Below are 24749 nucleotides of genomic sequence, written 5' to 3'. Positions count from 1 at the left end.
GTTTGTTGTTTAGGTTGTTTGCTTAAAAAATAAATAATTACTATCTGAATTCTCTTCCAGAAGATCTTCCTAAATAAATCATAGCATTACGGAAACCGATGTATGATCTTGCTGAGTCCTGGAATTCAAAATTACGTGTACCTGTTTCTAAGAAATATGCTATATCTTTCCAGGATCCACCTCTGACAACTTTGCGGGGTTCGCTGTCATCATAGTAAACCGGGTTCAGGTCCCAGGTAATAGGCACAGTAGCATCGGAATAAGCATCTTCGCACCATTCTGCCACGTTACCTGACATATCATATAACCCGAAGTCGTTAGGAAAAAACTGTGCAACAGGTGCTGTATAAGTAAAGCCATCACTATAGTAGTCACCGCGGCCAGGCTTAAAGTTTGCTAATAAGCATCCTTTTGCGTTACGCAGATATGGGCCTCCCCAAGGATATACAGCCATGTCACGGCCTCCTCTGGCAGCATATTCCCATTCTGCTTCTGAAGGCAGACGAAACTGAGGCATAGGAGCCATACCATTATCGGCGTTAGCTTGATTTTTATGCTTAGTACGCCACTCACTGAAGTACTTTGCGGCCCACCAATTTACACCTACCACAGGGTAATCATCAAAAGCAGGATGAGAAAAATAATACTCCATTAGCGGATCTCCCATATGGTAGGTAAAGTCTCTCACCCAAACAGTTGTATCCGGATAAAGTCTTTCCATCACGTACTCCTCTCCCAATACATCCAATGAGTCCTCCATCATTACATTAATAAACTGGCGGTACTCATTGTTTGTAATCTCCGTTTCATCCATATAAAAACCTCCAATAGTAACCTGTTTGTTAAGATTGGCCATGGTTGCCGCTATATCCTGATCTGCCTGCCCCATATGGAAAGTCCCACCCGGGCATACTACCATGCCGTAAGGTATCTCCTGCGGATTATATTCTGGACGATCCTCTGCTCCAACAAGATCTCCTTGGGGCCCCCTCCTCATTCCACAGCTTGCAAGCAGCACGACAGCTATTATAAAAGAAGACAGCTTAAATAGTTTGTTCATGATAACGTCAAAAAGGTAAATTTTTAAGTAATTTTTTTTTGCACACTTTTACAGATCAAGCAAATATATAATATTTGAAAGCAAATAAAAAAGAATTAATAATGATGGCTATTTATTATTTTTCAACGACATAGCTTATAAATTATTATTTAAACCAAGCCTTATTTTTTTTGTACTTTTTAAGTAAACTTAACTTGAAAGTAATTTTTTGAGTGTTGGACTATCTTTATCTAGATAGATAGTAGCGAGGTGTTCTGATTGGAGGACGAAACCTTACTACCGGTTCAGGAAGCCTGTATGAAACCATTACCTCATGAGAGATGGGAGCCTTAGCTTCTGTATTGAACGTTGTAAAGTCGAATGCGTATCCTACTCGCAACGCATTATCCGCAAATAGGGATAATCCAACTAAGGCACTAACAGCTTCTTCATGCCGATAATTCAATCCTGCCCAATATTTTTCTGCATAAGTTAATCTTGCACCAGCATCAAATGAAAAAGTCTCTCTATCATGCTTAAAAAGAGCCATTGGGGTTAGCTCTAAATCATTAGTAAGCGGCATGTTATATCCCGCAGTTATATATACATGGTTTTCTCCTAGCAAACGACCGGCACTTGTTCTGGTTGAATCTTCAAACTCATACTCTGAGCGCAACAAATTTGTTACTCCTCCTCCTATATAAAACATATCAGATTCGTACCATAAGCCAGCCCCTAGATCGTATTTAGAATCCGAGCTGTTATAGGGCACCCTGTTATCGCCTGGGTCATTAGCCCGGTAACTTCCTTTTTTTATATTATTCACGTTACCTTGCACACCTATGCCCAGCTTTCCCTCGCCAATATTTAAATGATAGGAATAGGAAAGAGCTGCATTAGTGTACGTGGTATTGCCTAGCCGATCCCGCATGAGATTTACTCCTATGCCTCCTCCTAAAAATCTAACGGGTGTGTGCGCTGTAAGCAACAGCGTCTGTGGAGAGCCTCCACCATCGAAGGAGCCATCGTAACCAAGCCACTGATACCGGTAAATAGACATCACCTCAGGCCGGTTTGTGATGCCGGCATAGGCTGGGCTTATTTGCATGCCATTGAATCCGTAATGGCTAAATTGTGGTTGCTGCTGTGCTAACAACAGCGGCTGGCACAACAGCACCAGCAAAATAACAGGTAAAAGCTTCTTCATAGGTTGCTGTAAGAAGGCAAGATATCGAATGACAGAACAAAGGCAAGTACTTTAATCAAATATAGCTACTAAACGCTAAAACGCAAAAGCAAGCTGCAAAGTGTGCAGTACTTAACTTTTGCGTTTTAGTTAGTATGGAATATAAGAAGTAAAAGTTACACTAGCTCCTAACTTTTTACTTTCTGATTCTGAATATACACCTCTATTGCACCTGTCATTGAAGGGGCATTTGGCATTGGAGCCTCTATATCAAGCTCCAGGCCTGCATCTCGCACAGCTTTAGCAGTAGTTGGCCCAAAAGCAGCTATGCGTGTGTTATTTTGCTTAAAATCTGGGAAGTTAGCAAAAAGTGACGTTATACCGGATGGGCTAAAGAATGCCAGACAATCGTATGTAACATCATCTAAATCTGACAAGTCAGCTGCCACTGTTTTATAGATAATGGCTTCTGTATGTTTGATTTTGTTTGTTACAAGAAAATTCGGAATATCATCTTTCCGGATATTTGAGCACGGATATAAAAACTTCTCGTTTTTATGTTTTTTTATTACCTCAAACAGATCTTTAGCTGTTTTCTCTCCCACAAAGAGCTTACGCTTACGCAGCACGATATACTTCTGCAGGTAATAAGCCGTTTGATCAGAAATACAGAAGTACTTCATATCAGCTGGCATTTCTATTTTACTCTCCTGACAGATTCTAAAGAAATGATCAACAGCATTACGGCTTGTAAATATAACAGCCGTATGAGCCAGGATGTCAACCTTATCCTTCCTGAATTCTTTATATGGAACAGGTTCAACCTCAATAAACGCCCTAAAGTCAACTTTAGTATCGTACTTCTCCGCTATAGATAGGTACGGAGAATTATCGGTTGTAGGCTGTGGTTGCGTAACCAGAATGCTTTTAATAGGAATCTTGTGTCTTTCAGGGTTCGCGCTGCCCTTTGCTTTACTTTCAGCCATATAAATGATGCGGTTTTAATTATCACCTGCAATGCCTACTGCTACCGCTGACTCTGTTTTAAAAGTTGAAAACTATCAGCTTAAGCATTATTGCCAACGGAATCACTTCTGTGGCACAAAGGTACGAAAATAAATGCAAATTAAGTACTGTAGCCTTCTTATTTACTGTAACAAACACTCTTATGATGGCAACAACCAACAGCAAGGACACCGCCAGGTTTGAAATAAGTAGTACTGTATCAGGCATAGCGGCATTCAGAGCCAGGTACAGGAGCATAACTATTGGCAGGAATATGCCCAGGAATAGCACTGTCCGTATAAACTCTTTGTATTGCACCTGCACCACCTGCTCTAGCCCAAAAATGTAAGCCAGCACCTTTAAGAAGATGTATTTTAAAACGATGAACATGAAGATCAGGAAAGCATAGAATGCAATTTTAGTTGTAATGTCAGCCTCTGATATAGGAAAAAGGCTATTAAAGAGAAGTACTTGCTGCACGTTTGTATGAATAGCGGCAATCAGTAGAGCTAGCGACAGCGAGAAAGCCAGCACAAACAGCAGATTTGACCATGATCCCAAAGGCTTAGAGAAAAAACCCTGCTCCAGCCTGTTAGTACTCAAAAAAGAGTCTATCCTGAATAAACTGATAAAATCAGCTGTAAAGTTTGTTTTAAGCCAGCCATAGATCAGGCCAATCAGTAACAGAAAAACTATAAAGGCATTTTGATTTACATACTCTCTCACTCTAACAGAAAGCGGACGCTGCCCAGGCACTTGTACCTGGTCCTGCTCCCTTACCAAGTTTTTGAAAGAAGTGATATTGGGCTGTTGCTGTGGGTGCCAGACCGTTAGCAAATATTTACCCTCCACAGCATCGATCCCTGCACTGTACTTAGTTATATCTATGGTGAACTTTGCTGGATAGTCAGCTTTAAATATGAGTTGGTTGTTCAGAAAGAGGCAAAGATCTTTAGGCGCAATAAAGCTAATCTCGAAAGGCTGCTTAGGGGTTACGGAAAGCCATTGGTGAATGGCATTATAGTCTGAATGCACACCAGTGATATAGGGTACAAGCCTGGTAGCACCTGGCTCATAAACCATCCACTCATTTGTAATGGTGTTCTTTTGCTCAAGGGGCAGCACCTGGCCTTGAACTGACTGCACATTGCTTAGCCAGGCCCAAAGAAACAAGAAACAGAAAAGAAAAGTTTTAAGCTTTAGATACACCTCTGGGACTACGCGACTTATAAACACCTAAAAACACACTTAACACAACAGAGAAAGCCAACATGGTAAGCAGCAGGTACAGGTTGTCCCATTCGCCGAAGCTTACCACAAATGCAATTACTAACAAGTTTATGATCGCCAAGATAAACACTGTACTGATCTGGTTGAAGCCCATAGCCAACAGGCGGTGATGAATATGGTTTTTATCCGGGATAAAGGGAGAGTTACCTTTCAGAATACGAACAGTAAATACTCTAACTGTATCGAACAAAGGAACAAACAAAATACCTAAAGCCACTGACGGGGCAGCTGGCACTACACGCATCTCTATAAATTGAATAGAGAGCACAGAAATAATAAAGCCGCATAGCAAAGAGCCGGTGTCTCCCATAAAAATAGTAGCTCTGTGAAAGTTGTATCTCAGGAACCCGACTACACCTCCCACCAGGCAAAAGGCAACATCTGCATAGTTCCTGAACTCTGACCCTCCATATAAGAAAAAATATATTCCGAATGTGGTGGCAATAATCAATACCATTGTTCCGGCCAGTCCGTCCAAACCATCAATCAGATTTATAGCATTGGTTATACCTATTATCACTATAAAGGTAAAGGCATAACTTGTTCCTATCTCCAGTTCGTTTATCCCGAAAACACCTTGGAAGCTAGTTATTCTTATATCAGCCATAAACATTACAATGCCGGTCGCTAACAACTGCACGGCAAACTTTTTCAGAGCAGATATACTTATAAGGTCATCCTTTAAGCCAATAAAAAAAAGTATGACGCAGCCTGCCACCAACTGCTGTACACCATTACTTAAATCAGCAAAAACAGTAAGAGCTGACATAAAGCCTGCAAACATAGCTCCCCCGCCTAACCTTGGTGTCAGTTCCTCGTGTACAGTCCGTCCATTCGGTTTATCCAGAATATTCTTCATGTGCGCCACCCTTATAATAGATGGCACAGCAAATATAGTTACCAGGAAAGCCCAGGTTGATGAAAGTACAAGGGATAAAATTTTTGGTTCCATAGGCTTGACTCTGAACGAAAAATAGAAGTTCCTTAGTAAGGGCTATCTATCACACAAGGGGGTTTAAGTCGACAAGTAAAATTTAGTTACCCTTAACACCAGGCTTCTTTTGCGGGCAACCCCACTAAAAATGTAATACACCTTGCATTTGCAGCATGCTTATTTCTATCATATTCTCTTTTATAATAGAGTCTGGCACAAAAACGAATTTTTTATCAAAGATATGTTTCCCAATATAATAACTAACCCAGTACTCGTTACTGATATGAAACACAGCTGGGTCTATGGGCTCAATCTGCACATAGCTTTTTTCTGCTACCTGCTCGAACATATGCCGCAATACAGATGTCTTCACCTCCTCACCATCTACAACGCCATAGCCTTTAGAGGTAATCAATACATTATCAATAGGAAAGTTGTTGTTATTTAGCAGGTATACATTCCAGATTGGCTCATGGGTTTCACTATGCTCGGTGGCTACGGCCACTGAAATTCCCTCAACCAAGCCAAAATCAATATCTTTTTTCATGAGTAGCTGTAATTATGTTGGCTTCAAACAACTGTGCCAAATGATACTTTAGCTTTTCTTCCACCTCGGGCAACGGCACTTCATACCCAAGTTCTTTTGCCAGTGAAGTTACTTGCTTATCAGAAATACCACATGGTACTATGTTGTTAAAATAATCTAAATCGGCATTAATATTGAACGCAAAGCCATGCATTGTAACCCAACGGCTGCACTTAACTCCCATTGCACAAATTTTACGAGGGTTCCGCTGTGTTTCATGGTCTAGCCACACACCAGTAAGACCGGTTATACGACCTGCTTCTACGCCATAATCTTTTAGTGTAAGAATGATGGCTTCTTCTAAGAAACGAAGATATTTATGAATATCTGTAAAGAAGTTATCAAGGTCTAAAATCGGGTAGCCAACAATCTGGCCAGGGCCATGATAAGTAATATCGCCGCCACGGTTTATTTTATAATAAGTAGCTCCCTTTGCCTTTAATGCCTCCTCATCTATCAGCAGATGGCTTTCATGGCCGCTCTTCCCTAACGTATACACATGCGGGTGCGAACAAAACAGCAGGTAATTAGGTGTAACTTGCTGCGCATCCGGTTCTGCTTTGCGGTTCTGTACTTTCAGATCCAGAATGCTGGTAAAGAGTTTATCCTGATAATCCCAGGCTTCTTTATAATCAATCAGGCCTAGGTGCTCGAACTGTATATTCTTATTTTGTAACACGTTTAGTGCTTATGTGTTTGAAAGATGAGCTTTCAGACAGTTGATACTTTTATTTATAGGAGAAGGCAGAAACATTAAAATCTGCATTCTCGGCAAAGAAACAGAAGCTTTACAGCTTGCGTACGAATGTACAAGCTTTTCGCTAGTGCCTGTTACGACTGAACTCCAGGAAGGATAAGCAAAGCGTTTTATCATATCCTATGATGACATGTCTCAGTAAATTAAATCCTTCTATATTGTGTATAGCTTGCTATTAAGCAATTATACTATTTTTCAGTTGCAGTAACCTGATGCAAATTACGAGTTTTAGATGGCATCTCAAACAAATAGACATATCCAGACAGGCCAGGATGGAGAACGTAAAGCTGCCGCTTTTCTGCAGCAACTCGGCTATACCATTCTTCAGCTAAATTACAGATATAAAAGGGCTGAAGTTGATATTATCGCACAAAAGAACAACGTATTGGTGTTTATAGAGGTTAAAACCAGGGCAACGAACAGGTTCGGCCTGCCTGAAGAGGCCGTTACCCCAAAAAAGGAAGAACTGATGTTGTCCGCTGCCGAGGAGTACATTTACAAAACCGGCTGGCAGCACGACATTCGCTTTGACATTATCTCTATCACCTTAAGCACTCCTCCTGTTATACATCATATAGAGGATGCTTTTCATTAACGCTGTGCCTGTGAGCGCTTATCCAGCTTATCTTTTTCGTAGATAAGCGTGCCGTGGCGGTCGTATTCCTTCACTAGATATGGTTCTGTCCGTTCATCGTAGGCTGTTTTAGGATACTGATATTCATAGTGACGACGATTACGGAAGTCATAATTCTTTATCCAAACGCCGACTTTACGCCCCTTCTCGTACTGCCCAGTCCATTCTATCTGTCCGTTTTCATAAAACCTGTAGTAAGTACCCTGCACCTCTCCATACTCATAGGGGATAACTTCTTTGATCTTTTTTGTATTGCCGTAATAAGAAACTACTGCATCACGCTGAAATCCTTTCTCATAGTGCTTCTTATCAACCAGCGTACCTTCTTCGTCATTCCGGTAGCGCTCCCAGCGTAGATGTTTCGTGCCTACATAAAAATATCCTTCTTCCACTATCTGGCCTCCAATCTTTTTTACATAAGGCCCATGCAGCACCTTGTGCTTGGCAGGGTCTACATTTGTGCGTGTGCGGTAAAGCTTGTTCTTCTTAGTGTCGAGCAGGTATTTTTCAGGGGCGTAAGGGTCAGGTTCTTCAAATTCGGGTAAATAGCTAAAGGTTTCCAACACTTGCCTGTCGCCACTCCCGCCGGATTTAATAAAGCCTCTCTTTACTTTATAGCCTAAAAACTCCCTTTTACTGCGCTTCTTTTTTTTCTTCTTTCCCTGCTGTTCCTCTTCATCATCAAGCGGCAGGTTAACGGTAGGCTTAGTTGTATCGGCAGAGGCTACAACATTATCATCTGTATTGGCTTTACCTTTTAAACGAGCCTGATTAAGGTTATAATCGCTGTTAAAGTTAGAAGAGCTGCAGCCACTAAACCCCAGCCAACACAAAACCGCAACAAATGTCCAAACTAGTCGGGTAGAATGCCTCATTTTATAAACTCTGAACAATTTAATTCTGAATGAATGTATCTATAAATATGCTTTATCAACAGCGCGTAGTCTAGGTAATGTAGCATCCGAGAATAGCAATTTTATAATAACGCCACTTCACCTTTTATCCTAAGCAACAAGCTGATAATACAACGCAAAAATGCACAGAAACCATATACATACCAATGCGTCTGCACAAACTTGCCCATATAACTAAAGCAACCTCCTTAGAGTTTCATCTGGCAAACTTACAGAAAATAAAAAAGCAGCCCCATCAGGAGCTGCCTTAACTGTAGGTATTATAATAATATCAGGGTACTATTCTTTCTGGATCAGCTCAAAGCTGCGTTTAACGAAAGCTGTAAGCGCTGAGCCTGACAGCATATTCTGAGCAAGCAGGGCTAAATCAAAAGCCTGGCGGGCAATAGATTCTTTGTTATCATCCTTTGTGCTTAGCACGCGTTGGTTCAGTTTGTGGTTAGCGTTAACAGTAACATTATATGTGTCCGGCATATTACCCATAAACATCATACCGCCACCGCCTGTACGATTCATGTCTTTCATGCGGCGCATAAATTCAGGCATGGTAATCACAACTGGTGCATCATCAGAAGAAAGTGGCGCTACCTCTACGTGCATGTTCTGGTTGTTAATAGCCTGCTCATACACTTTCTTTAGTTTCTCTTTCTCCTCGTCATTTAGCACGCTTTCTTTAAGCTCATCTTTTTCAATTAGCTTATCAATGGTGTCAGAGTCAACGCGTTTGATCGAGGTCTTCTCTAATTTCTGTTCCAGCAAGCCTATAAAATGGCTATCAATCACAGAGTCAAGCTTCAGCACATCGTAGCTTCTGCTCTTTGCAGCCTCTACAAAAGCATGCTGCTTTTCAGCATCTGTGGTATAAAGCAGTACCTGCTGCTCGTTTTTATCTGTTTGGTTTGCCTGAACAAATGCTTTATACTCTTCTATTGTATAGAATTTGTCCTCGGTGTTCTGCAACAGCACAAAGTCCTTTGCTTTTTCATAGAACTTGTCGTCGCTCAGCATGCCATACTTAACAAACACATTAATATCTTCCCAGCTAGACTCAAAAGTAGCACGGTCTTTCTTGAAGATATCGTTTAGCTTGTCAGCTACTTTTTTAGTGATGTAAGTGTTTATTTTCTTTACGCTGGAGTCTGCCTGCAGGAAGCTACGGCTAACATTAAGCGGAATATCAGGTGAGTCGATGATACCGTGCAGCAGCATCAGGAACTCTGGCACTACATCTTTTACCTCATCCGTAATAAACACCTGGCGAGAGTACAGCTGAATTTTGTTGCGCTGCATCTCAAACTCATTCTTGATTTTAGGGAAGTACAGGATACCCGTCAGGTTAAACGGATAGTCTACGTTCAGGTGAATCCAAAACAGCGGTGGCTCAGAGAACGGGTACAACTCCTTGTAGAACTCTTTGTAATCCTCATCTTTCAGATCTGACGGCTGCTTCGTCCAGATTGGGTTAGGATTATTAATAACCTCCTCTTTGAACTCCACTTCAACCGGCAGGAACTTGCAGTATTTGTTTAAGATAGTCTGAATGCGGCTTTCTTCCAGAAACTCATCCGAATCCTGTGACACATGCAGTATAACGTCAGTACCGCGCTCTGCTCTTTCAGCATCCGTTATCTCAAACTCAGTACTACCATCGCAGGTCCAGCGGGCAGGTTCTGAGCCTTCTTTATAAGACTTGGTTACAATATCAACACGATCAGCCACCATGAAGGCAGAATAGAAACCCAGACCAAACTGACCGATAATCTGGTTGGTATCTGTTACTTCTTTGTACCGCTCAACAAATTCAGATGCACCGGAAAAGGCAATCTGGTTGATGTATTTCTTAATCTCATCTGCCGTCATACCGATACCATTATCAGAAATAGTGATGGTACGGGCATCTTTATCCACAGCAACTTTTACTCTAAGCTCACCTAAATCGCCTTTGTATTCGCCTACAGACGATAAACGCTTGATTTTCTGAGTAGCATCAACAGCATTACTTACTAGTTCACGTAAAAAGATCTCGTGGTCAGAATACAAGAACTTCTTAATAATCGGGAATATATTCTCGGTGTGAATCGAAATATTACCTTTTTCTTCCATGTTTATACCTTTTATAAAAATTTGATGTCGCTCTTTAGATCGTTGTTCTAAAGAAAGCAGCTTTCAAAAGCTGTTCCATAGCAACCAAAACAAGGTTTACTGTGACAGGATGTCATAAAACAAAACAAAAAGCAGCTTAAAGCTTACACCTCTAACACTCATTGTGGCATGCTTTTTATTATTTCATAAATGCTATGTTGCCTTATCTGCAAACAAAAAAAGGAGCCTAAATGCAACATTGTGGAATTTATGTTATATTTGTATAAGTTCATGTAATGTAGGTGCATCGTTTCATAAAACATATCGCCCTTTTTCTGCTACTGCTTTTCTGCAGGGTAATGGTGCCAGACGGGCTTCTGTTGCATCTGCATGGGCATACACATACAGAAGACTCCTTACATGACCACCATAAGGCTGAAATAGCCAAAAAGCACACCCACTGCCCTGTAGAGGACTTATTCGGAGCTCCTTATCATGGCAGCGTTACTTCTGTTGCGTTCAGACCTGCCACACTTGAAACTGTTTATATCGCTTATTACAACAGCAACTGGCAAGGCTCAACTATTTTTTTTTCCCGCCTTCGCGGCCCTCCACTCATTTAACAATTCCGTCTTCTAAAGTGGTTTATACTTCTACCCAGGAACAGGTAAGGTACAAACCATGTTTTATGTGCGTTATAAAAACCAACCGTTGATACAGCAAGCACCTAGTATAGCTTACTGCATCAACGGCTATGGCAGATGCTTAATCAGCCATGTCATTTAATCATAATTATTATAGTGTTAAAAACAAACAAGTTACAGGGACTGTTACTGGTGCTCGTTTTTACTTTGGGCTCTCAAACCGTGTGGGCACAGGAGCTGACAAACACTGCTGACACTAACTCCGGTATTGAACAAGACTGTGGTCTTACAATTTCCGGTAAAGTAATAGACCACGATACACGCGAACCGCTTATAGGGGCCACTGTGCACCTGGATCAGCCTGACATGTCTGCTGTAGCAGACGAGTATGGCAATTACCATTTCCACCACTTATGCCAGGGCACCTATACCTTAAAGGTGAGCTATGTTGGTTATAAGGAAGAGAGCTTTACTTATAAAATAACGGCTTCTTCTGTACGGGACCTGCAGTTACACGCTGACACAAAGCTGCTAAAAGCCGTTGAAGTAACAGGTGCTCATTTAACGGAGCAAGCACAGGCTACAGCCACACTGTCTGGACGGGAGCTGGAAGAGACACGGGGACTATCGCTAGGAGAGTCGCTAAAGGCATTGACAGGCGTAAGTTCTATCCAAACAGGACCTAATGTTTCTAAACCTGTTATACACGGCTTGTTTGGCAACCGGGTGCTACTCCTAAATAACGGTGTACGTCATGAGTCGCAGCAGTGGGGAAATGAGCACGCACCGGAGATTGACCCACTTAATGCACAGGAGATGACAGTAGTAAAAGGAGCTTCCGGTGTGCGTTATGGTTCAGATGCTATTGGCGGTGTTGTGCTGGTTAACCCGAAACCTTTGCCAGACTCAGCTGGTGTTAAAGGAAAAGTTAGCCTGATAGGAAGCACCAACAACCGCATGGGTACCGTGGCGGGTATGCTGGAGGGCAAGCTTTCGCAGTTGCCTCTAAGCTGGCGCGTGCATACTTCTGTTAAAAAAGCAGGTAGCGCTCAGGCTCCTGATTATAACCTGAAGAACACAGGCTTTGAGGAACAGAACCTGGCCACTACGTTAGGTTACAAGCAAGCTAAGTTCGGAGCAGAATTGTACTACAGCTACTTCCACACTAAAATTGGTATCCTGTCGTCCTCTCACGCTGAAAACCTAACTGACCTTAACAATGCCATTGGCAGAGAAAGGCCAGAGCAAATCGGCGAGTTCAGCTACGATATAAACCGCCCTTACCAGGATGTGACACACCACCTGCTAAAAGCTAAAGGCACTTATAAAACAGGTGATGTAGGTGAGTTGCAGTTCACGTACGGCTTTCAGCAGAACCTGCGGGATGAATACGATGTACTGCGGCAAGCCAGTAACAAGCCACAGCTAAGCTTGAAATTGCTAACTCACTCTACAGAACTTGTCTGGGAGCATAAGCCAATTAGCAATTTTTCTGGCAGTATAGGCACAACCACACTGTGGCAGGACAATACATATGCTCAGGGAAGTCGGTACCTGCTACCTTATTACCAGAACTTTACAGCAGGTATCTTCTGGATGGAGAAATGGCGGCAAGATAACCTGGAATTAGAAGCAGGAGTACGCTACGACCACAAAAACCTGAACGTAAAAGCTTTTGAAGGTGATGAATTGCTAAAGCCGGAATACACTTTCCATAACTTTTCAGGAAGCCTGGGAGCCATGTATGACTTAGGTTACCATTTAACCCTCAGCGGTAATGCCAGCTATGCATCCAGAGCTCCCATAGCGTATGAGTTATTTGCCCGGGGCAAGCATAATGGCACCGGTAGCTATGAATTCGGAGACCCTGATTTAACCTCCGAGAATGCTATCAATACGATGGTTACATTAAACTACCATTCCAATTACCGCTTTAACAGTGAATTGAGCCTCTATAATAATTACATTAGTAACTATATCTATCTGCAGTTAGGGGAGCCTGTATTAGCTGTAGACGGTGCTTACCTGACAGGTTATTACAAACAGGCAGATGCTCACTTTTGGGGAGCTGACTTAAGCTTACAGTATAACATTACGGACATGCTGTCTCTTGACACCAAGGCATCTATAGTTTATGCCATCAATACAGAGACTGATTCATACCTTCCTTTTATTTCTCCGGCACGTATTGATAACACACTGCGTTACAGCCTGGGCAACTTAGGTAGCGAAAAGCTATCAGAAACTTATATTGCGGCAGGAGGATTGTTAGTAGATAAGCAGCACCGCTATGATGAACAGTCAGATCCATTGCTCTCTCCTCCGGATGGCTATTTCCTCCTGCATGCTGCTGTAGGCACCAATATTCAGGTAGGTAATACAACTTTAGATGTCAGCATTACAGGCAATAACTTGCTGAATACATCATACAGAGATTACCAAAACCGCCTCCGGTATTTTACTGATGAAATAGGAAGGACCATCATGTTCAGAGTTGGTGTACCCTTAAACATCAAGAACAGTTAATGACATTCATTTAAAAAATGTTTAACAAGTTAATTTTTAACATACACTTAAACACCATGAAAAAACTATTCAGACCTTACCTCGCATTCCTGTTAATAGGCAGCTTGCTTACAATTTCGTCTTGCGGTAACGATGACGACCCAGAGCCAGTTAATGAGGAGGAGCTTATAACAACTGTTACCATACGGTTAGAGCCAAACGAGGATGCTCCTAAAGGAACTCAAACAGTAGAAGCTACCAGGAGAGATGTAGACGGTGTTGGCGGTACAGCTCCTGCCATAGGCTCCCTTGTTTTACAGTCTGGTGTTACTTATAATGCGACACTTACACTACAAGATGAGCAGGCCAATGAAGATATTACAGAAGAAATACAGGAAGAAAACACCGAGCATCAGTTCTTCTATGAGGTTACAGGTGCAGACGTAGAGGTTACTCCAACAGACAGAGACGACAATGGCCGCATTTTAGGTATAGAATCTACTGTAGTAACAGGTGCTGCAACGACAACACCTGGTGCTTTACGAATTGTGCTTAAACACCAGCCAGATGGTCTTAAAACTGACACAAGTGACATCAATACAGGTGAGACAGATGCAGACGTATCGTTTCCTTTATCTATAGAGTAGAACACATTATTATCCATAAAAAAAGCACCTCTACCAAGGTGCTTTTTTTATGCTTGTAAATTTTCCTGATATCACAGTTGTACAGTACTTCGAAGCTGTTCAACTGCTTTCTGAATACGGTTAGCTCTTGTCTCTGGCCGCCTGGCTTCCAGAACTGCCACTGAATATTCTTTTCTCTGTATAAATGATAAGTTCTGAAAAGCATTCCCCAAGCCTGCTGCTTCCAGAGCCTGCAGCAGATCATCGGGAGGTATAACCGTTTTACTTTTCCTTTCAATCTCCGGCATATCTGTACCATATTTTGATGGCTCTTTCCGTACTGACTGATGCTTGAATCGTAAAAATGACCACATATCATCAACAGATATCTGCCTTACTACTTCATAACCAACTGTTTCCATCCTTCATCACGGGTAAGGTCACTTTTAAGCTTTGATGATTTCTTTGGATATGCCACCCAAAGTACCGTTTTGGGTTTAAGCACCTTTGTTACTCCGGCTGTAAACTGACCGGGCTCTGCTTTTATCTTCACAAAGGCAAAGTTCCGGCAACTGGCAGTTCCTCCACAGCAGTAACAGCAAAACCGTCAGGCTTTAATGCCGCCTCTACAGCTTCCGGTGCCTGAATCAGCAACAGGCTCTGACCTGCCTTTAACTGCAGTTTCTTTATTAAATCTTGCATAATACTATTTCAAATCTACCTATGTCATCAGGCGCTAAACTAAAGCAAAATTTTGGTTCATAATCTGTGGCGGACATCAATACATATCATATATTTAAAGAATTATATAAATAGCATATGGTTAACCAGACTTCCTCCACGAAACATTACCTGTTCAATGCCTCAGTTATAGTGGCAGCTTTAGGCTACTTTGTAGATATCTATGACCTGATACTTTTTAGCACTGTGCGTGTATCCAGCTTACAGGACTTAGGCGTTACTGACCCGGCAGCAGTACTGGAACAAGGCATTCTGCTCCTGAACATGCAAATGGCAGGTATGCTGATAGGTGGTGTGGCCTGGGGTATGTTAGGCGACAAGCGTGGGCGTTTATCGGTTCTGTTTGGTTCTATTTTTATTTACTCAGTTGCCAACATTGCGAATGGTTTCATAAGCAGCATCCCGATGTATGCTTTTTTACGCTTTGTGGCAGGAGTAGGTCTGGCAGGAGAACTCGGAGCGGGTATTACTTTAGTTTCAGAAGTACTGCCAAAAGAGAAAAGAGGATATGGCACGATGGTGGTGGCAACCGTTGGTATATCTGGAGCCATACTGGCAGGCTTTGTGGGGGAGTATTTTGGCTGGCGTCCCGCATACTTTATCGGGGGCGGACTCGGTTTGTTACTACTTTTGCTAAGAATCGGTGTTTTTGAGTCAGGTATGTTTAACCAAGTAAAGGCACAAAGTGTTACACGTGGAAACTTTCTAAGTTTGTTCACCAACAAGAAGCGCTTCTGGAAATACCTGAAGTGTATTCTGATAGGGATTCCGATATGGTATGTGGTGGGCATACTGGTTACTTTGTCTCCTGAGTTTGGTGCGGCCATGGGCATAACAGAGCCCGTTTCAGCAGCAAGAGCGGTTTCATCGTGTTACTTGGGCCTGATATTTGGCGACCTAGTTAGTGGATACCTTAGTCAGCGCTTTAAAAGCAGGCGCAGTATAGTGTTAGCTTTTATCATGATGACGGCTGTTTTTGTGAGCATATATCTGCTGGGAAGCAATTTAAGTTTAAATGTGTTTTATCTGCTGTGCATTGCTTTGGGGTTTGCCAGCGGCTATTGGGCTGTTTTCGTTACTATTGCTGCAGAGCAATTTGGCACAAATATCAGAGCCACTGTTACCACTACTGTTCCTAACTTTGTTAGGGGCGCTGTGGTGCCGCTCTCTTTTGCTTTTACGTATATAAAAGATGTTATGGGCCTTATTCCGGGTGCATTAGCATTAGGAATAGTATGTGTCGCTATTGCCGTAGTTTCTATCCTTTCTCTGGAAGAAACCTATGCCAAGGACCTGGATTACCTGGAGCCTGTTTCATAGCCTCAGCAGTTTTGTTCTCCATAACATCAGATCTTTGCATATAGCAACATGGTGGCTATCAACATCATGAAAATAACAATAATCCTCAAAACATACTCTTAATAGTACAACAAAAAAACTATAGGCTAGTATAATAGACTAACAAACCTACTGTGTGTCAACTTATTACACTAGCCTATGAAAAGAACCTTTACCTCTGTTAATTCCGGATTATACCTTTTAGTAGTTTGCTGCCTGTTGCTGTTCTACTCTTCCTGCACAACACGTGTAGATCATAAAGCAAAAGAACAGCAGGTAACAGAACTACCTGTACCAGTAAAAGAGACAGGCACTATTACAGTAGCTGCTATTGCAGCAGCAAACGACGAGGTATATTTTGACCTGATTGCTGAAACCTCTGCTTGTCTGGGTGAAAACCTTTGGATTGGCGGCAAAGTGGAAAGTGCTGAAAAAATGGCACTGGGCAAATCAGGAGACATCTCTCCATCCAAAGTATATGAGATAAAAGAACTGACTGCTACTGGTTTGAGCACCAATAGCAGCTATACTTTAAGTAATGGCGCAGGCATAATCAGAGCTGCCTGTGATGACAAGGGTGTTGTTTACATCCAGTTGAGCGAAGGGCAATTGCAGCTGTTAACAGCCTCCAACACAAAACCAGTTATAGTAGCTTATCAGCCTCAGGCTGATAACGCTTATGTCAACGGCACTGTTGGTAACTGGACCTGCCAATAAAGGTCCCGCTCATTTAACTGCAGGGAGGCGATAGTGCAAGAAACATTGCTCTGTCGCCTTTTCTATTCTTGAGGCACCTTTTATTTATGGAGATATTAGCATTCCCTGATGGTTTCTATTCTGAACTTCAGCGTTGCCTACATGCATATTTACATACTTGCTATCTCCATTATAATGCTGAATTTCGTACTTTCGGGTATGATACTATATAATATAACTGTAAGTATAGAGAATAGTGTAGCCGAAGAATGGCTGCAGTGGGTAAAGGAAGTACATATTCCGGAGGTAATGAGCACAGGTTTTTTTCTGCGTAACCAGGTAGCCCGCCTGCTCAACGAAATAGAAAACGGAGGTACCACCTATGCCCTGCAATATACCTGTCGTAACCTGCAGGACCTGCAAGAGTACCAGAATGAGCATGAACCGGAAATTCTGGCGAAACAAATAGAACGCTACCCTAATAAGCTGGTATACTTTGCCTCTATGCTGGAAGTGGTAGGCATAGATGTTGAGCGGAGCTAAGAATAAGATAACTGCAGACTTAGCAAAAAGCTAATAATCCCTCTTATCCCATACAATGAATTTAAAGAAAGGACTTCCTTCAAAAATGGAAACAAAAGCGAAAAAATATACGGAAGTTCATTCTTGTTCGAGGCCTTTTAATCTGGGGCTTACCGATTGCTTTTTACTATCTTTTTTGGAATGAAGACATAAGTTTCTCTACTCTGGATTTAAAAGAAGTTGTGTTAAGGTTCCTCTTTTATGTGCGGTTTGGGCTAGAATGGGGCTATCTGCAATATAAAAGACAATATCTTAAAGTGGCAGACAAATACCCTGGTCTCTTTAGTGAAAAAGTAGCAATAAATAAAGGAGTGGGGGGGCCTATTACAACCAGAGAGCCCGTTACAACAAGTTGTAATGGGCTCTTCTCTGTTGTCTTTATGCATTATAGTCTTGAATCTGCTGCGCTGTCATGGTGCAGTTAAACCATTCACCATCAAGGTCAGCACCAATCTTCTTGTAAAAAGCAATAGCTGGCTCATTCCATTCCAGTACCTGCCATCGAAAACGCTTCATACCTGTTTTTTTTGCCTCTTGCGCTACGGCATTGAACAGCTTTCTGCCAATACCACTCCTGCGCAGGCGCTCTGTTACAACCAGGTCCTCCAGGTATAAGGTTTTTCCTTTCCAGGTAGAATAGGCGGTGTAGTACAACGCAATACCAACAATACCTTCTGCTGTTTCAGCAGCAAAAAAACTGAATATCGGATTCTCGCCAAAACCATCCCGCTGCATATCTTCCAGAGTATTCGTTACCTCATTGGGAGCACGTTCAAACTCCGCCAGTTCCTGAATAAGCGCAAGAACTTGTGGCAGATCACTCTCAGTGCCTTTTCTTACAGTTACACTCATTTATGTCTCTTTATTTATTGTTCGTTATAATCTGGTTTGCCTAAGCCACCATACAGGCTCCAGGTTGTTTTTGCCTGCACCAGTTCTTTTCCGCTATCACGGCTGGTAAGTTTATGTATATACATGCTCTCTTGTTCTGCTAACGCAGCTGCTTCCGAGACAACAATGTCACCTAACACACTTTCTGCTTTAAAGATGATGTCCAGCTCATTTAAATAATGATGCTCCAGCAGTTCCAATGGCAGTGTATCCAGCGCCCATTGCAGATAGCGGGTATTAGTTACATGCCGGTTCAGGTCAATGTCGTGCCAGCGCACAGGTATTTGCTGCTCATACTGTGCTACCTGTAGCTGCGGCAGCTTTCCTTTGGCAAAAGGCAATGGCTCCTGCCCCGGCACTATCTCTACGGCAGTTATAAAATCCGGCACCGACACCAGTTGTCGCTTTACAACATCCATTACCAGCCACACACTTGTTGCCTGCCCCAGCAGTTCCCGTTCTGCACTATAAATCCGGAAGTCACGGTGCATAAACACCCTCTCACGGCCAGAGGCCCAGGTTTCTACTATAATTTTATCATCATGCTTAGGGTAGCGGAATATCTCCAGGCGTATGCGCTGCAGTACCCAAGTCAATCCTTGCTCCAGCAGATCATACATAGAAATGCCCAACGCTGTCGTATTCTCCCATGCTGCCTCGTGTAAACAGCCTACTAAGGCTGGCAAAGTAGCCTGTCCACGGTAATCGATTTCGTTAGACCGAATGATAAACTGGCTTGTGCCTCCTGTTGCTTTTGCCATAGTTAGCTGCTTTGTGAGACGCTAAGTTAATAAAGTTTAGTCGGGCTTGCCATTATCAGTATGCACAAGAGCTTCTAAAGCAAAAGCCGCAACATCTTTTAAACATTGCGGCTTTTGCTTTAGAACTTAATATTTGCCTTACTTACTGATTCAGATAAGGATTAATGCCCATGTTCTGATACACAAATGACCAGGTATCGGCAGCCTCCTGAATAACCAATGATGTAGGCTTACCGGCACCATGTCCTGCACGAACATCTACACGAATCAGGTATGGATTACCCGGAGCACCTTTTTCCTGAAGCGTAGAGATAAATTTAAAAGAGTGCGCAGGCACCACACGGTCGTCATGATCTGCTGTTTTAACTAAGGTAGCAGGATATTTCACACCTTCCTTAATATTATGCAAAGGAGAGAAAGCGTACAGGTTCTTAAACTGAGCTTCATTGTCGGAAGAACCATATTCCGGCACCCACGCCCAACCAATGGTAAACTTATGGAAACGCAGCATATCCATTACGCCTACAGCAGGCAGAGCTACTTTAGCCAGCTCAGGGCGCTGTGTCATAAAGGCACCTACCAGCAAACCACCATTAGACCCGCCGCTAACAGCCAGTTTTTCGCTGGATGTGTAGTTTTCGCTGATCAGGTATTCTGCGGCTGCAATAAAGTCATCGAATACGTTTTGCTTGTTAGGAGTCATACCTGCTTTATGCCATTCTTCGCCGTACTCGCCACCGCCACGCAGGTTAGGCAAAGCATACACACCTCCGTTCTCCAGCCACAGCATGTTCGAAACGCTAAAGCTTGGTGTTAAAGAAATGTTGAAGCCCCCATAAGCATATAATAAAGTTGGGTTACTACCATCCAGCTTCAGGCCCTTTTTGTGTACAATAAACATGGGCACTTTTGTACCATCCTTAGAAGTATAGAACACCTGCTTCGTTTCATAAGCTTCTGTATCCACGTTCACTTCTGTTTTGCGGAATAGAGATACTTCATTATTCTGTACATCGTAGCAGTAAATAGTTGGAGGATAAGTAAAGGAAGTAAACGTGAAAAACACTTCTTTATCTTCTTTCTCTCCATTAAAGCCACCCACTGAACCAATAGCTGGCAGTTCTAATTTGTTAAGTTGCTTGCCACTGGTATCGAACACTAACACTTCGCTGGTGGCATCTTTCATGTAAGTAACAATAATACGACCACCTGCTGTAGAAACGCCTGTAATCACATTACTGCTCTCCGGGATAACTGTTTCCCAGTTCTGCTCCTCCGGCTTTTCGGGGTCTAGCAGCACCAGGCGGTAGCGGGGCGCATTCTTGTTTGTCATCACCAGCAACTTGTCCCCGAAGTTATCCACTACGTTGTACTCCGACTCAAAATTCTCTACTATAGGTGTTATAGTTGACTTTGCATCTGTCAGATCTTTATAATAAAGTGCATTGGCTCCACTAGCACCTTCTGACACATTCAGGATCAGAAAACGTTCATCATCCGTAGTCTGTCCGTAAAAATTGCGGAGAGCGTGCTGTTTATCCTCATAAACCAGCTTGTCCTCGCTTTGTGGCGTGCCTACTTTGTGGTAATATACTTTATGAAACTCGTTCTTATTCGCCAGTTTATTACCCTCCGTAGGAGCATCGTAACGGCTGTAGAAGAAGCCATCTTTGTACCAGCTAGGACCAGAGAACTTCACCCATTCTATTCCGTCATCCAGCTTTTTGCCTGTAGCAGCTTCCATTACATAGTAAGTATTCCAGTCAGAGCCGCCACTGGCCGTACCATAAGCCACGTACTTACCATCATCTGAAAAAGCCAGCGCTGTAAGAGCAACAGTACCGTCATCTGAAAGCTTATTAGGGTCGAAGAATACTTTTGGCTCTGCCTCTAAAGACTCCTGTACATATAGCACACTCTGGTTTTGCAGGCCATCATTCTTATAGAAATAGTACTTGCCATTTTCTTTGAACGGAGCACCATATTTAGGGTAGTTCCAGATTTCGGTAAGGCGCTGCTTGATTTTATCGCGGAACGGAATGCTGCTGAAGTACGCCTGTGTTACTTTGTTTTCCTGCTCAATCCAGCTATCCAACTCTCCGTCGTGTGTTTCCTGCCAGCGGTAAGGATCAGCTACCCGCATTCCGAAATAATCATCTACATGATCAATTTTCTTGGTATCCGGGTAATTAAGCGTAGTCGCAGCAGACGTAGTAGTTTCGGTTGTTGTTTTAGATTCCATGCCAGAGGCTGTTGTTTCGGTGTTACTTGTCTTGCATGCCGACATAGCCGTTAAGCTCCCGGCAAGCAATAAAATGTTTGTCTTTTTCATAAAGGCTACGCCTGTTCTTGATGTTTAGGTTTTTAAGGTGTCTAATTTAAGCATTTTTCAGCTTAAAGCTACCATTCCCTAAGCAACAGACCATGCGTTACAACGGCAGTATTTCCGGCCTTACCAGTACAACTTTCCTAAAAAAAGAATCTTCTTTTATCAGGAGTATCAGCAACAGGTTTTGTTTGTAGATTTATCAGCTTTTTTGCCAGACAGGCAGCCAAAATAAAGCTTTACAAGTATTAATATCTATAACAGGTTAAGAAACAGCCATGCAGGAACAACTGGAAGAAGAAGCATTACAGAAATTTGAACAGATAGCAGATAACCTCTCCGATAAAGGATATGCCGTTGTAGACAATTTTCTGGATTTACAGGAGGTAAAGAACCTTATGGAGGTTCTGACGCACCACCAGGAGCAAGGTACATTTAAGAAAGCTGGCATCGGCACAGCAGATCAGTTCCAGGTAAACCGTGAGGTACGCGGGGACCATATTCGCTGGATAGAACCAGAAAACGCGCTACCACCAACGCGTGTTTTCCTGGACAAGATGGACGAGATGATGCGTTATATTAACCGCACCTGTTATCTGGGGCTTAAAGACTATGAATTTCACTTTACGGTTTATCCTCCAGGCACTGTTTACCAGCGCCACATAGATCAGTTCCAGGTAAACGATCATCGCCAGCTGTCTTGTATCTTGTACCTTAATGAGGACTGGCTACCAGAGCATGGCGGAAATCTACGCTTGTACCTGCCTAAGGAGAACGGAGAGGAAGAAACTTTAGATGTGCTACCTATAGCAGGTCGGTTGGCTTGTTTCCGGAGCAACCTGCTGCCCCACGAAGTGCTACCCGCTACTCGCCATCGCTACAGCCTTACTGGTTGGCTGAAGGACCAACTAAATGAGCTGCCGTTCTTATAAACGGCAAAAACGATGCTGTCTTAAATGCATAGCACAGCATTTATACATAGTGCTTGCTTAATTTTTTCATGTTTCATTCGTTAATGGAACGATGGTTTTATAATTTCGTACTGATATCGCTATAGCAGGCGAAGCTTAAGCTATAAATAATAACACTATACTCAGACATGAAAAAATTATTCTTTTACCTGATTGGATTTGTAATACTAATCTCGCAGTCGTCCTGTGGCTATAATACGATGGTGCAGAAAGACGAAACTGTAGAATCGCAATGGGCTAACGTGCAGAATGCTTACCAGCGACGTGCCGACCTGGTGCCTAACCTGGTAAACACTGTGAAAGGAGCCGCAGATTTTGAAAGAGGTACACTCACAGATGTTATAGAGGCTCGGGCCAAAGCTACCAGTGTCAATATTAGCCCAGATAACCTTACACCGGAAAATATTCAACGCTTTCAGGAAGCACAGGGCGAACTTTCCGGAGCTCTGAGTCGCCTGCTGGTGTCTGTAGAGCGGTATCCGGAACTTAAAACGAATCAGAACTTCCTGGAATTACAGGCACAATTGGAGGGAACCGAGAACCGTATTTCTGTGGAACGTCGTAAATTCAACGAAACAGTACAGGACTACAACACATATATTCGCTCGTTTCCACGGAACATGATTGCCGGCTGGTTCGACTTCGAAAAGAAAGGCTATTTTGAAGCTGATGCAAGTGCCCAGCAGGCTCCTACGGTACAATTTTAAATTTAAATGCTGTCTGTTAGGTGGTGAGGTAAATTAAGTCGTACCACCTAACAGACGGTTATCAATGTTACAGCTATGCCTAAAGACACTATAACCGAAGCAGACGAGCAGAAAATAATGGCCGCCATACAAGATGCGGAGCAGAACACTTCTGGTGAAATACGGGTACACATCGAAAACTACTGTGAAGGAGAAGTGCTCGACCGTGCGACGGAAGTGTTTGCCGAACTGCACATGCATAAGACAAAGTTGCGCAATGGCGTGTTGTTTTATGTCGCTATGGAAGATCATCAGTTTGCCGTTTTGGGAGATGCTGGTATTAATGCCATTGTGCCAGGCAACTATTGGGAAGACATTACACAAGAAGTGATCAAGCACTTTAAGCAAAAGCAATATGCCGAAGGCTTGGCCAAAGGCATACGCATGGCCGGAGAACAGCTAAAAACCCACTTCCCGTACGATCAGAAAGGCGACATTAACGAACTGAGCGATGATATCTCGTTTGGGGATTAAAAAATTATAATGAAGCACCTTATTTTCTTTTTCTACTTCTGCCTCCTGAGCATACTAACCGTAGCACAGAACAGCGATTTTCCGGCCCGGCCTACCCCGCCCCGCCTGGTAAACGACCTGGCTGATATGCTTAGTGCCAACGAGGAGCGAGCCCTGGAACAGAAGCTTGTAAATTACAACGATACTACCTCTACACAGATAGCCGTTGTCACGCTTACATCTATTGGAGGCTACGACATAAACCAGTATGCGGCAGAACTTGGAGAGCGATGGGGCGTTGGCGGCGCAGAAAATGATAATGGCCTGGTCATACTGATTGCCAAAAACGAACGCAGGGTAGCTATACAGACAGGTTATGGCATGGAACATATTGTACCGGATGCCATAGCTAAGCGCATTACAGAGCGGACGCTAAAGCCTAATTTTCAGCAGGGTGCTTACTACAAAGGCCTGGACGAAGCCACAAGTTTTATTATTAGTGTAGCCAGCGGTGAATACCAGGCCACAGCACAGGAAGAAAGTGATTCAGAAGGAGGCTCGTCCATCTTCTTTGTCATTGCTATTGTAATGCTGATCGTGTTTTTCCTCTCCAGAAGAGGCGGAGGTGGCCGCGGAGGAAGAGGAGGGCACCGCTATGCACGAACTTTGGGAGGACCGATTATTGTACCCGGAGGATTTGGCTCTTTCCGTTCTGGCGGCGGCATGTTTGGCGGAGGCGGAGGTGGCGGCTTCGGTGGCTTTGGAGGAGGTTCCTTTGGAGGTGGAGGAGCTAGCAGCAGCTGGTAATTTCGTGAATAAATTTTCAGGCAGAAAGCTTTTACAGCTTTCTGCCTTTTTTATACCCCGTAAAGACTATCAAAGAGGCTTTACAACAGCTTTCCTTTCTGCTCTTCAGGTTGTACTCGTAAATATCAGCACACAAAGCCTAAAACGGAGCTTTAGTGATTATTCACCTAACGAAATCATTTAAGCAACCCAACCGTTATAAGGTTTTAACACTGTGCTTTATTACCCAAAGAAA

Annotated in this window: 26 protein-coding genes; 11 read left to right on the top strand and 15 right to left on the bottom strand. The window is 42.9% G+C overall.

The genetic code is table 11. The features are described 5' to 3' along the window. Positions 1–40: 40 nt before the first annotated feature. The 7 genes from porK to lipB form a co-directional block, all read right to left on the bottom strand. Positions 41–1060, bottom strand: a complete 1020-nt coding sequence (porK, locus tag LN995_RS05390) for a T9SS ring complex lipoprotein PorK/GldK (RefSeq protein ID WP_229959144.1) — start codon at positions 1058–1060, stop codon at positions 41–43. A gap of 226 nt (positions 1061–1286) precedes the next feature. Next, on the bottom strand, positions 1287–2246 hold the full coding sequence (locus tag LN995_RS05385) for a PorP/SprF family type IX secretion system membrane protein (protein ID WP_229959142.1): 960 nt from the start codon (positions 2244–2246) through the stop codon (positions 1287–1289). A gap of 167 nt (positions 2247–2413) precedes the next feature. Further along, positions 2414–3211, bottom strand: coding sequence for a uroporphyrinogen-III synthase (locus LN995_RS05380; RefSeq protein WP_229959140.1), 798 nt, complete (start codon positions 3209–3211; stop codon positions 2414–2416). 58 nt (positions 3212–3269) lie between these two features. Next, positions 3270–4376 (bottom strand): DUF4271 domain-containing protein, encoded by a 1107-nt coding sequence (locus LN995_RS05375; RefSeq protein WP_229959138.1) that lies wholly within the window; start codon positions 4374–4376, stop codon positions 3270–3272. 46 nt (positions 4377–4422) lie between these two features. Then, positions 4423–5472, bottom strand: a complete 1050-nt coding sequence (locus tag LN995_RS05370) for an MraY family glycosyltransferase (protein WP_229959136.1) — start codon at positions 5470–5472, stop codon at positions 4423–4425. Between the two features lie 124 nt (positions 5473–5596). Further along, positions 5597–6001 (bottom strand): hypothetical protein, encoded by a 405-nt coding sequence (locus tag LN995_RS05365; protein WP_229959134.1) that lies wholly within the window; start codon positions 5999–6001, stop codon positions 5597–5599. After that, positions 5985–6719, bottom strand: coding sequence for a lipoyl(octanoyl) transferase LipB (gene lipB / locus LN995_RS05360; RefSeq protein WP_229959132.1), 735 nt, complete (start codon positions 6717–6719; stop codon positions 5985–5987). Before lipB ends, LN995_RS05365 begins: the two co-directional genes overlap by 17 nt. A gap of 310 nt (positions 6720–7029) precedes the next feature. Here lipB and LN995_RS05355 point away from each other — a divergent pair, with 310 nt between their 5' ends. After that, a complete protein-coding gene (locus LN995_RS05355) occupies positions 7030–7392 on the top strand; it encodes a YraN family protein (protein ID WP_229959130.1) in 363 nt (120 codons plus the stop codon). Here LN995_RS05355 and LN995_RS05350 read toward each other — a convergent pair. Beyond that, positions 7389–8306: a toxin-antitoxin system YwqK family antitoxin gene (locus LN995_RS05350; protein WP_229959128.1), complete on the bottom strand. Its 918-nt coding sequence runs from the start codon at positions 8304–8306 to the stop codon at positions 7389–7391. The genes LN995_RS05355 and LN995_RS05350 overlap by 4 nt on opposite strands. Before the next feature lie 318 nt (positions 8307–8624). Beyond that, positions 8625–10448: a molecular chaperone HtpG gene (htpG, locus tag LN995_RS05345; RefSeq protein WP_229959126.1), complete on the bottom strand. Its 1824-nt coding sequence runs from the start codon at positions 10446–10448 to the stop codon at positions 8625–8627. Positions 10449–10729: 281 nt separating this feature from the next. On the opposite strand from htpG, the gene LN995_RS05340 reads away from it, so the two are divergent. The 3 genes from LN995_RS05340 to LN995_RS05330 all read left to right on the top strand — a co-directional run bounded on the left by LN995_RS05340 (position 10730) and on the right by LN995_RS05330 (position 14223). Beyond that, entirely contained in the window at positions 10730–11050 is a 321-nt protein-coding gene (locus LN995_RS05340) for a hypothetical protein (protein ID WP_229959124.1), read from the top strand. A gap of 177 nt (positions 11051–11227) precedes the next feature. Then, positions 11228–13597, top strand: coding sequence for a TonB-dependent receptor (locus LN995_RS05335; protein WP_229959122.1), 2370 nt, complete (start codon positions 11228–11230; stop codon positions 13595–13597). Positions 13598–13653: 56 nt separating this feature from the next. Continuing rightward, positions 13654–14223 (top strand): hypothetical protein, encoded by a 570-nt coding sequence (locus LN995_RS05330; protein ID WP_229959120.1) that lies wholly within the window; start codon positions 13654–13656, stop codon positions 14221–14223. 71 nt (positions 14224–14294) lie between these two features. Here LN995_RS05330 and LN995_RS05325 read toward each other — a convergent pair whose 3' ends face one another. The 3 genes from LN995_RS05325 to LN995_RS05315 are packed head-to-tail and all read right to left on the bottom strand — an operon-like array spanning position 14295 to position 14904. Next, on the bottom strand, positions 14295–14624 hold the full coding sequence (locus LN995_RS05325) for a YdeI/OmpD-associated family protein (RefSeq protein WP_229959118.1): 330 nt from the start codon (positions 14622–14624) through the stop codon (positions 14295–14297). After that, on the bottom strand, positions 14600–14755 hold the full coding sequence (locus LN995_RS05320; protein ID WP_229959116.1) for a hypothetical protein: 156 nt from the start codon (positions 14753–14755) through the stop codon (positions 14600–14602). The genes LN995_RS05325 and LN995_RS05320 overlap by 25 nt, the downstream gene beginning before the upstream one ends. Further along, positions 14752–14904, bottom strand: coding sequence for a hypothetical protein (locus LN995_RS05315; RefSeq protein WP_229959114.1), 153 nt, complete (start codon positions 14902–14904; stop codon positions 14752–14754). Before LN995_RS05315 ends, LN995_RS05320 begins: the two co-directional genes overlap by 4 nt. A 117-nt stretch (positions 14905–15021) precedes the next feature. Between LN995_RS05315 and LN995_RS05310 the strand changes: the two genes are divergently transcribed. The 3 genes from LN995_RS05310 to LN995_RS05300 all read left to right on the top strand — a co-directional run bounded on the left by LN995_RS05310 (position 15022) and on the right by LN995_RS05300 (position 17520). After that, positions 15022–16263 carry an MFS transporter gene (locus LN995_RS05310; RefSeq protein ID WP_229959112.1) on the top strand — a complete coding sequence of 414 codons (1242 nt, stop codon included), beginning with the start codon at positions 15022–15024 and terminating at the stop codon, positions 16261–16263. Positions 16264–16440: 177 nt separating this feature from the next. Continuing rightward, on the top strand, positions 16441–16998 hold the full coding sequence (locus LN995_RS05305; RefSeq protein WP_229959110.1) for a hypothetical protein: 558 nt from the start codon (positions 16441–16443) through the stop codon (positions 16996–16998). Positions 16999–17139: 141 nt separating this feature from the next. Beyond that, complete coding sequence (locus LN995_RS05300) at positions 17140–17520, top strand: DUF4286 family protein (RefSeq protein ID WP_229959108.1); 381 nt, start codon at positions 17140–17142, stop codon at positions 17518–17520. A gap of 417 nt (positions 17521–17937) precedes the next feature. On the opposite strand, the gene LN995_RS05295 is transcribed toward LN995_RS05300, so the two are convergent. The 3 genes from LN995_RS05295 to LN995_RS05285 form a co-directional block, all read right to left on the bottom strand. Then, positions 17938–18411, bottom strand: coding sequence for a GNAT family N-acetyltransferase (locus LN995_RS05295; protein WP_229959106.1), 474 nt, complete (start codon positions 18409–18411; stop codon positions 17938–17940). Between the two features lie 14 nt (positions 18412–18425). Then, the gene (locus LN995_RS05290; protein WP_229959104.1) at positions 18426–19211 is read right to left on the bottom strand and encodes an acyl-[acyl-carrier-protein] thioesterase; all 786 of its coding nucleotides are present in this window, start codon (positions 19209–19211) and stop codon (positions 18426–18428) included. A 142-nt stretch (positions 19212–19353) separates the two neighbouring features. Then, positions 19354–21543 carry a prolyl oligopeptidase family serine peptidase gene (locus LN995_RS05285; protein ID WP_229959102.1) on the bottom strand — a complete coding sequence of 730 codons (2190 nt, stop codon included), beginning with the start codon at positions 21541–21543 and terminating at the stop codon, positions 19354–19356. 272 nt (positions 21544–21815) lie between these two features. Between LN995_RS05285 and LN995_RS05280 the strand changes: the two genes are divergently transcribed. The 4 genes from LN995_RS05280 to LN995_RS05265 all read left to right on the top strand — a co-directional run bounded on the left by LN995_RS05280 (position 21816) and on the right by LN995_RS05265 (position 24514). Continuing rightward, positions 21816–22469 carry a 2OG-Fe(II) oxygenase gene (locus LN995_RS05280; protein ID WP_229959101.1) on the top strand — a complete coding sequence of 218 codons (654 nt, stop codon included), beginning with the start codon at positions 21816–21818 and terminating at the stop codon, positions 22467–22469. A 167-nt stretch (positions 22470–22636) separates the two neighbouring features. Beyond that, positions 22637–23215, top strand: a complete 579-nt coding sequence (locus tag LN995_RS05275; RefSeq protein ID WP_229959099.1) for a LemA family protein — start codon at positions 22637–22639, stop codon at positions 23213–23215. Positions 23216–23290: 75 nt separating this feature from the next. Continuing rightward, positions 23291–23728 (top strand): TPM domain-containing protein, encoded by a 438-nt coding sequence (locus LN995_RS05270; protein WP_229959097.1) that lies wholly within the window; start codon positions 23291–23293, stop codon positions 23726–23728. Between the two features lie 9 nt (positions 23729–23737). Further along, on the top strand, positions 23738–24514 hold the full coding sequence (locus LN995_RS05265) for a TPM domain-containing protein (RefSeq protein WP_229959094.1): 777 nt from the start codon (positions 23738–23740) through the stop codon (positions 24512–24514). Positions 24515–24749: the final 235 nt, after the last annotated feature.

It is taken from the genome of Pontibacter silvestris (genome assembly GCF_020907275.1).
GTDB lineage: Bacteria > Bacteroidota > Bacteroidia > Cytophagales > Hymenobacteraceae > Pontibacter > Pontibacter silvestris.
This window is presented reverse-complemented; position numbering and strand designations above follow the sequence as displayed.

Excerpts from the sequence above, each read along its gene's own strand:
- LN995_RS05310 (WP_229959112.1), top strand. The coding sequence starts at position 15,022 with ATGGTTAACCAGACTTCCTCCACGAAACATTACCTGTTCAATGCCTCA.
- LN995_RS05330 (WP_229959120.1), top strand. The coding sequence starts at position 13,654 with ATGAAAAAACTATTCAGACCTTACCTCGCATTCCTGTTAATAGGCAGC.
- LN995_RS05295 (WP_229959106.1), bottom strand. The coding sequence starts at position 18,411 with ATGAGTGTAACTGTAAGAAAAGGCACTGAGAGTGATCTGCCACAAGTT.
- LN995_RS05380 (WP_229959140.1), bottom strand. The coding sequence starts at position 3,211 with ATGGCTGAAAGTAAAGCAAAGGGCAGCGCGAACCCTGAAAGACACAAG.
- LN995_RS05265 (WP_229959094.1), top strand. The coding sequence starts at position 23,738 with ATGAAGCACCTTATTTTCTTTTTCTACTTCTGCCTCCTGAGCATACTA.
- LN995_RS05300 (WP_229959108.1), top strand. The coding sequence starts at position 17,140 with ATGCATATTTACATACTTGCTATCTCCATTATAATGCTGAATTTCGTA.
- LN995_RS05315 (WP_229959114.1), bottom strand. The coding sequence starts at position 14,904 with ATGCAAGATTTAATAAAGAAACTGCAGTTAAAGGCAGGTCAGAGCCTG.
- LN995_RS05350 (WP_229959128.1), bottom strand. The coding sequence starts at position 8,306 with ATGAGGCATTCTACCCGACTAGTTTGGACATTTGTTGCGGTTTTGTGT.
- LN995_RS05275 (WP_229959099.1), top strand. The coding sequence starts at position 22,637 with ATGAAAAAATTATTCTTTTACCTGATTGGATTTGTAATACTAATCTCG.
- LN995_RS05280 (WP_229959101.1), top strand. The coding sequence starts at position 21,816 with ATGCAGGAACAACTGGAAGAAGAAGCATTACAGAAATTTGAACAGATA.
- LN995_RS05290 (WP_229959104.1), bottom strand. The coding sequence starts at position 19,211 with ATGGCAAAAGCAACAGGAGGCACAAGCCAGTTTATCATTCGGTCTAAC.
- LN995_RS05365 (WP_229959134.1), bottom strand. The coding sequence starts at position 6,001 with ATGAAAAAAGATATTGATTTTGGCTTGGTTGAGGGAATTTCAGTGGCC.
- LN995_RS05270 (WP_229959097.1), top strand. The coding sequence starts at position 23,291 with ATGCCTAAAGACACTATAACCGAAGCAGACGAGCAGAAAATAATGGCC.
- LN995_RS05305 (WP_229959110.1), top strand. The coding sequence starts at position 16,441 with ATGAAAAGAACCTTTACCTCTGTTAATTCCGGATTATACCTTTTAGTA.
- LN995_RS05385 (WP_229959142.1), bottom strand. The coding sequence starts at position 2,246 with ATGAAGAAGCTTTTACCTGTTATTTTGCTGGTGCTGTTGTGCCAGCCG.
- porK (WP_229959144.1), bottom strand. The coding sequence starts at position 1,060 with ATGAACAAACTATTTAAGCTGTCTTCTTTTATAATAGCTGTCGTGCTG.
- LN995_RS05325 (WP_229959118.1), bottom strand. The coding sequence starts at position 14,624 with ATGGAAACAGTTGGTTATGAAGTAGTAAGGCAGATATCTGTTGATGAT.
- htpG (WP_229959126.1), bottom strand. The coding sequence starts at position 10,448 with ATGGAAGAAAAAGGTAATATTTCGATTCACACCGAGAATATATTCCCG.
- LN995_RS05370 (WP_229959136.1), bottom strand. The coding sequence starts at position 5,472 with ATGGAACCAAAAATTTTATCCCTTGTACTTTCATCAACCTGGGCTTTC.
- LN995_RS05285 (WP_229959102.1), bottom strand. The coding sequence starts at position 21,543 with ATGAAAAAGACAAACATTTTATTGCTTGCCGGGAGCTTAACGGCTATG.
- LN995_RS05355 (WP_229959130.1), top strand. The coding sequence starts at position 7,030 with ATGGCATCTCAAACAAATAGACATATCCAGACAGGCCAGGATGGAGAA.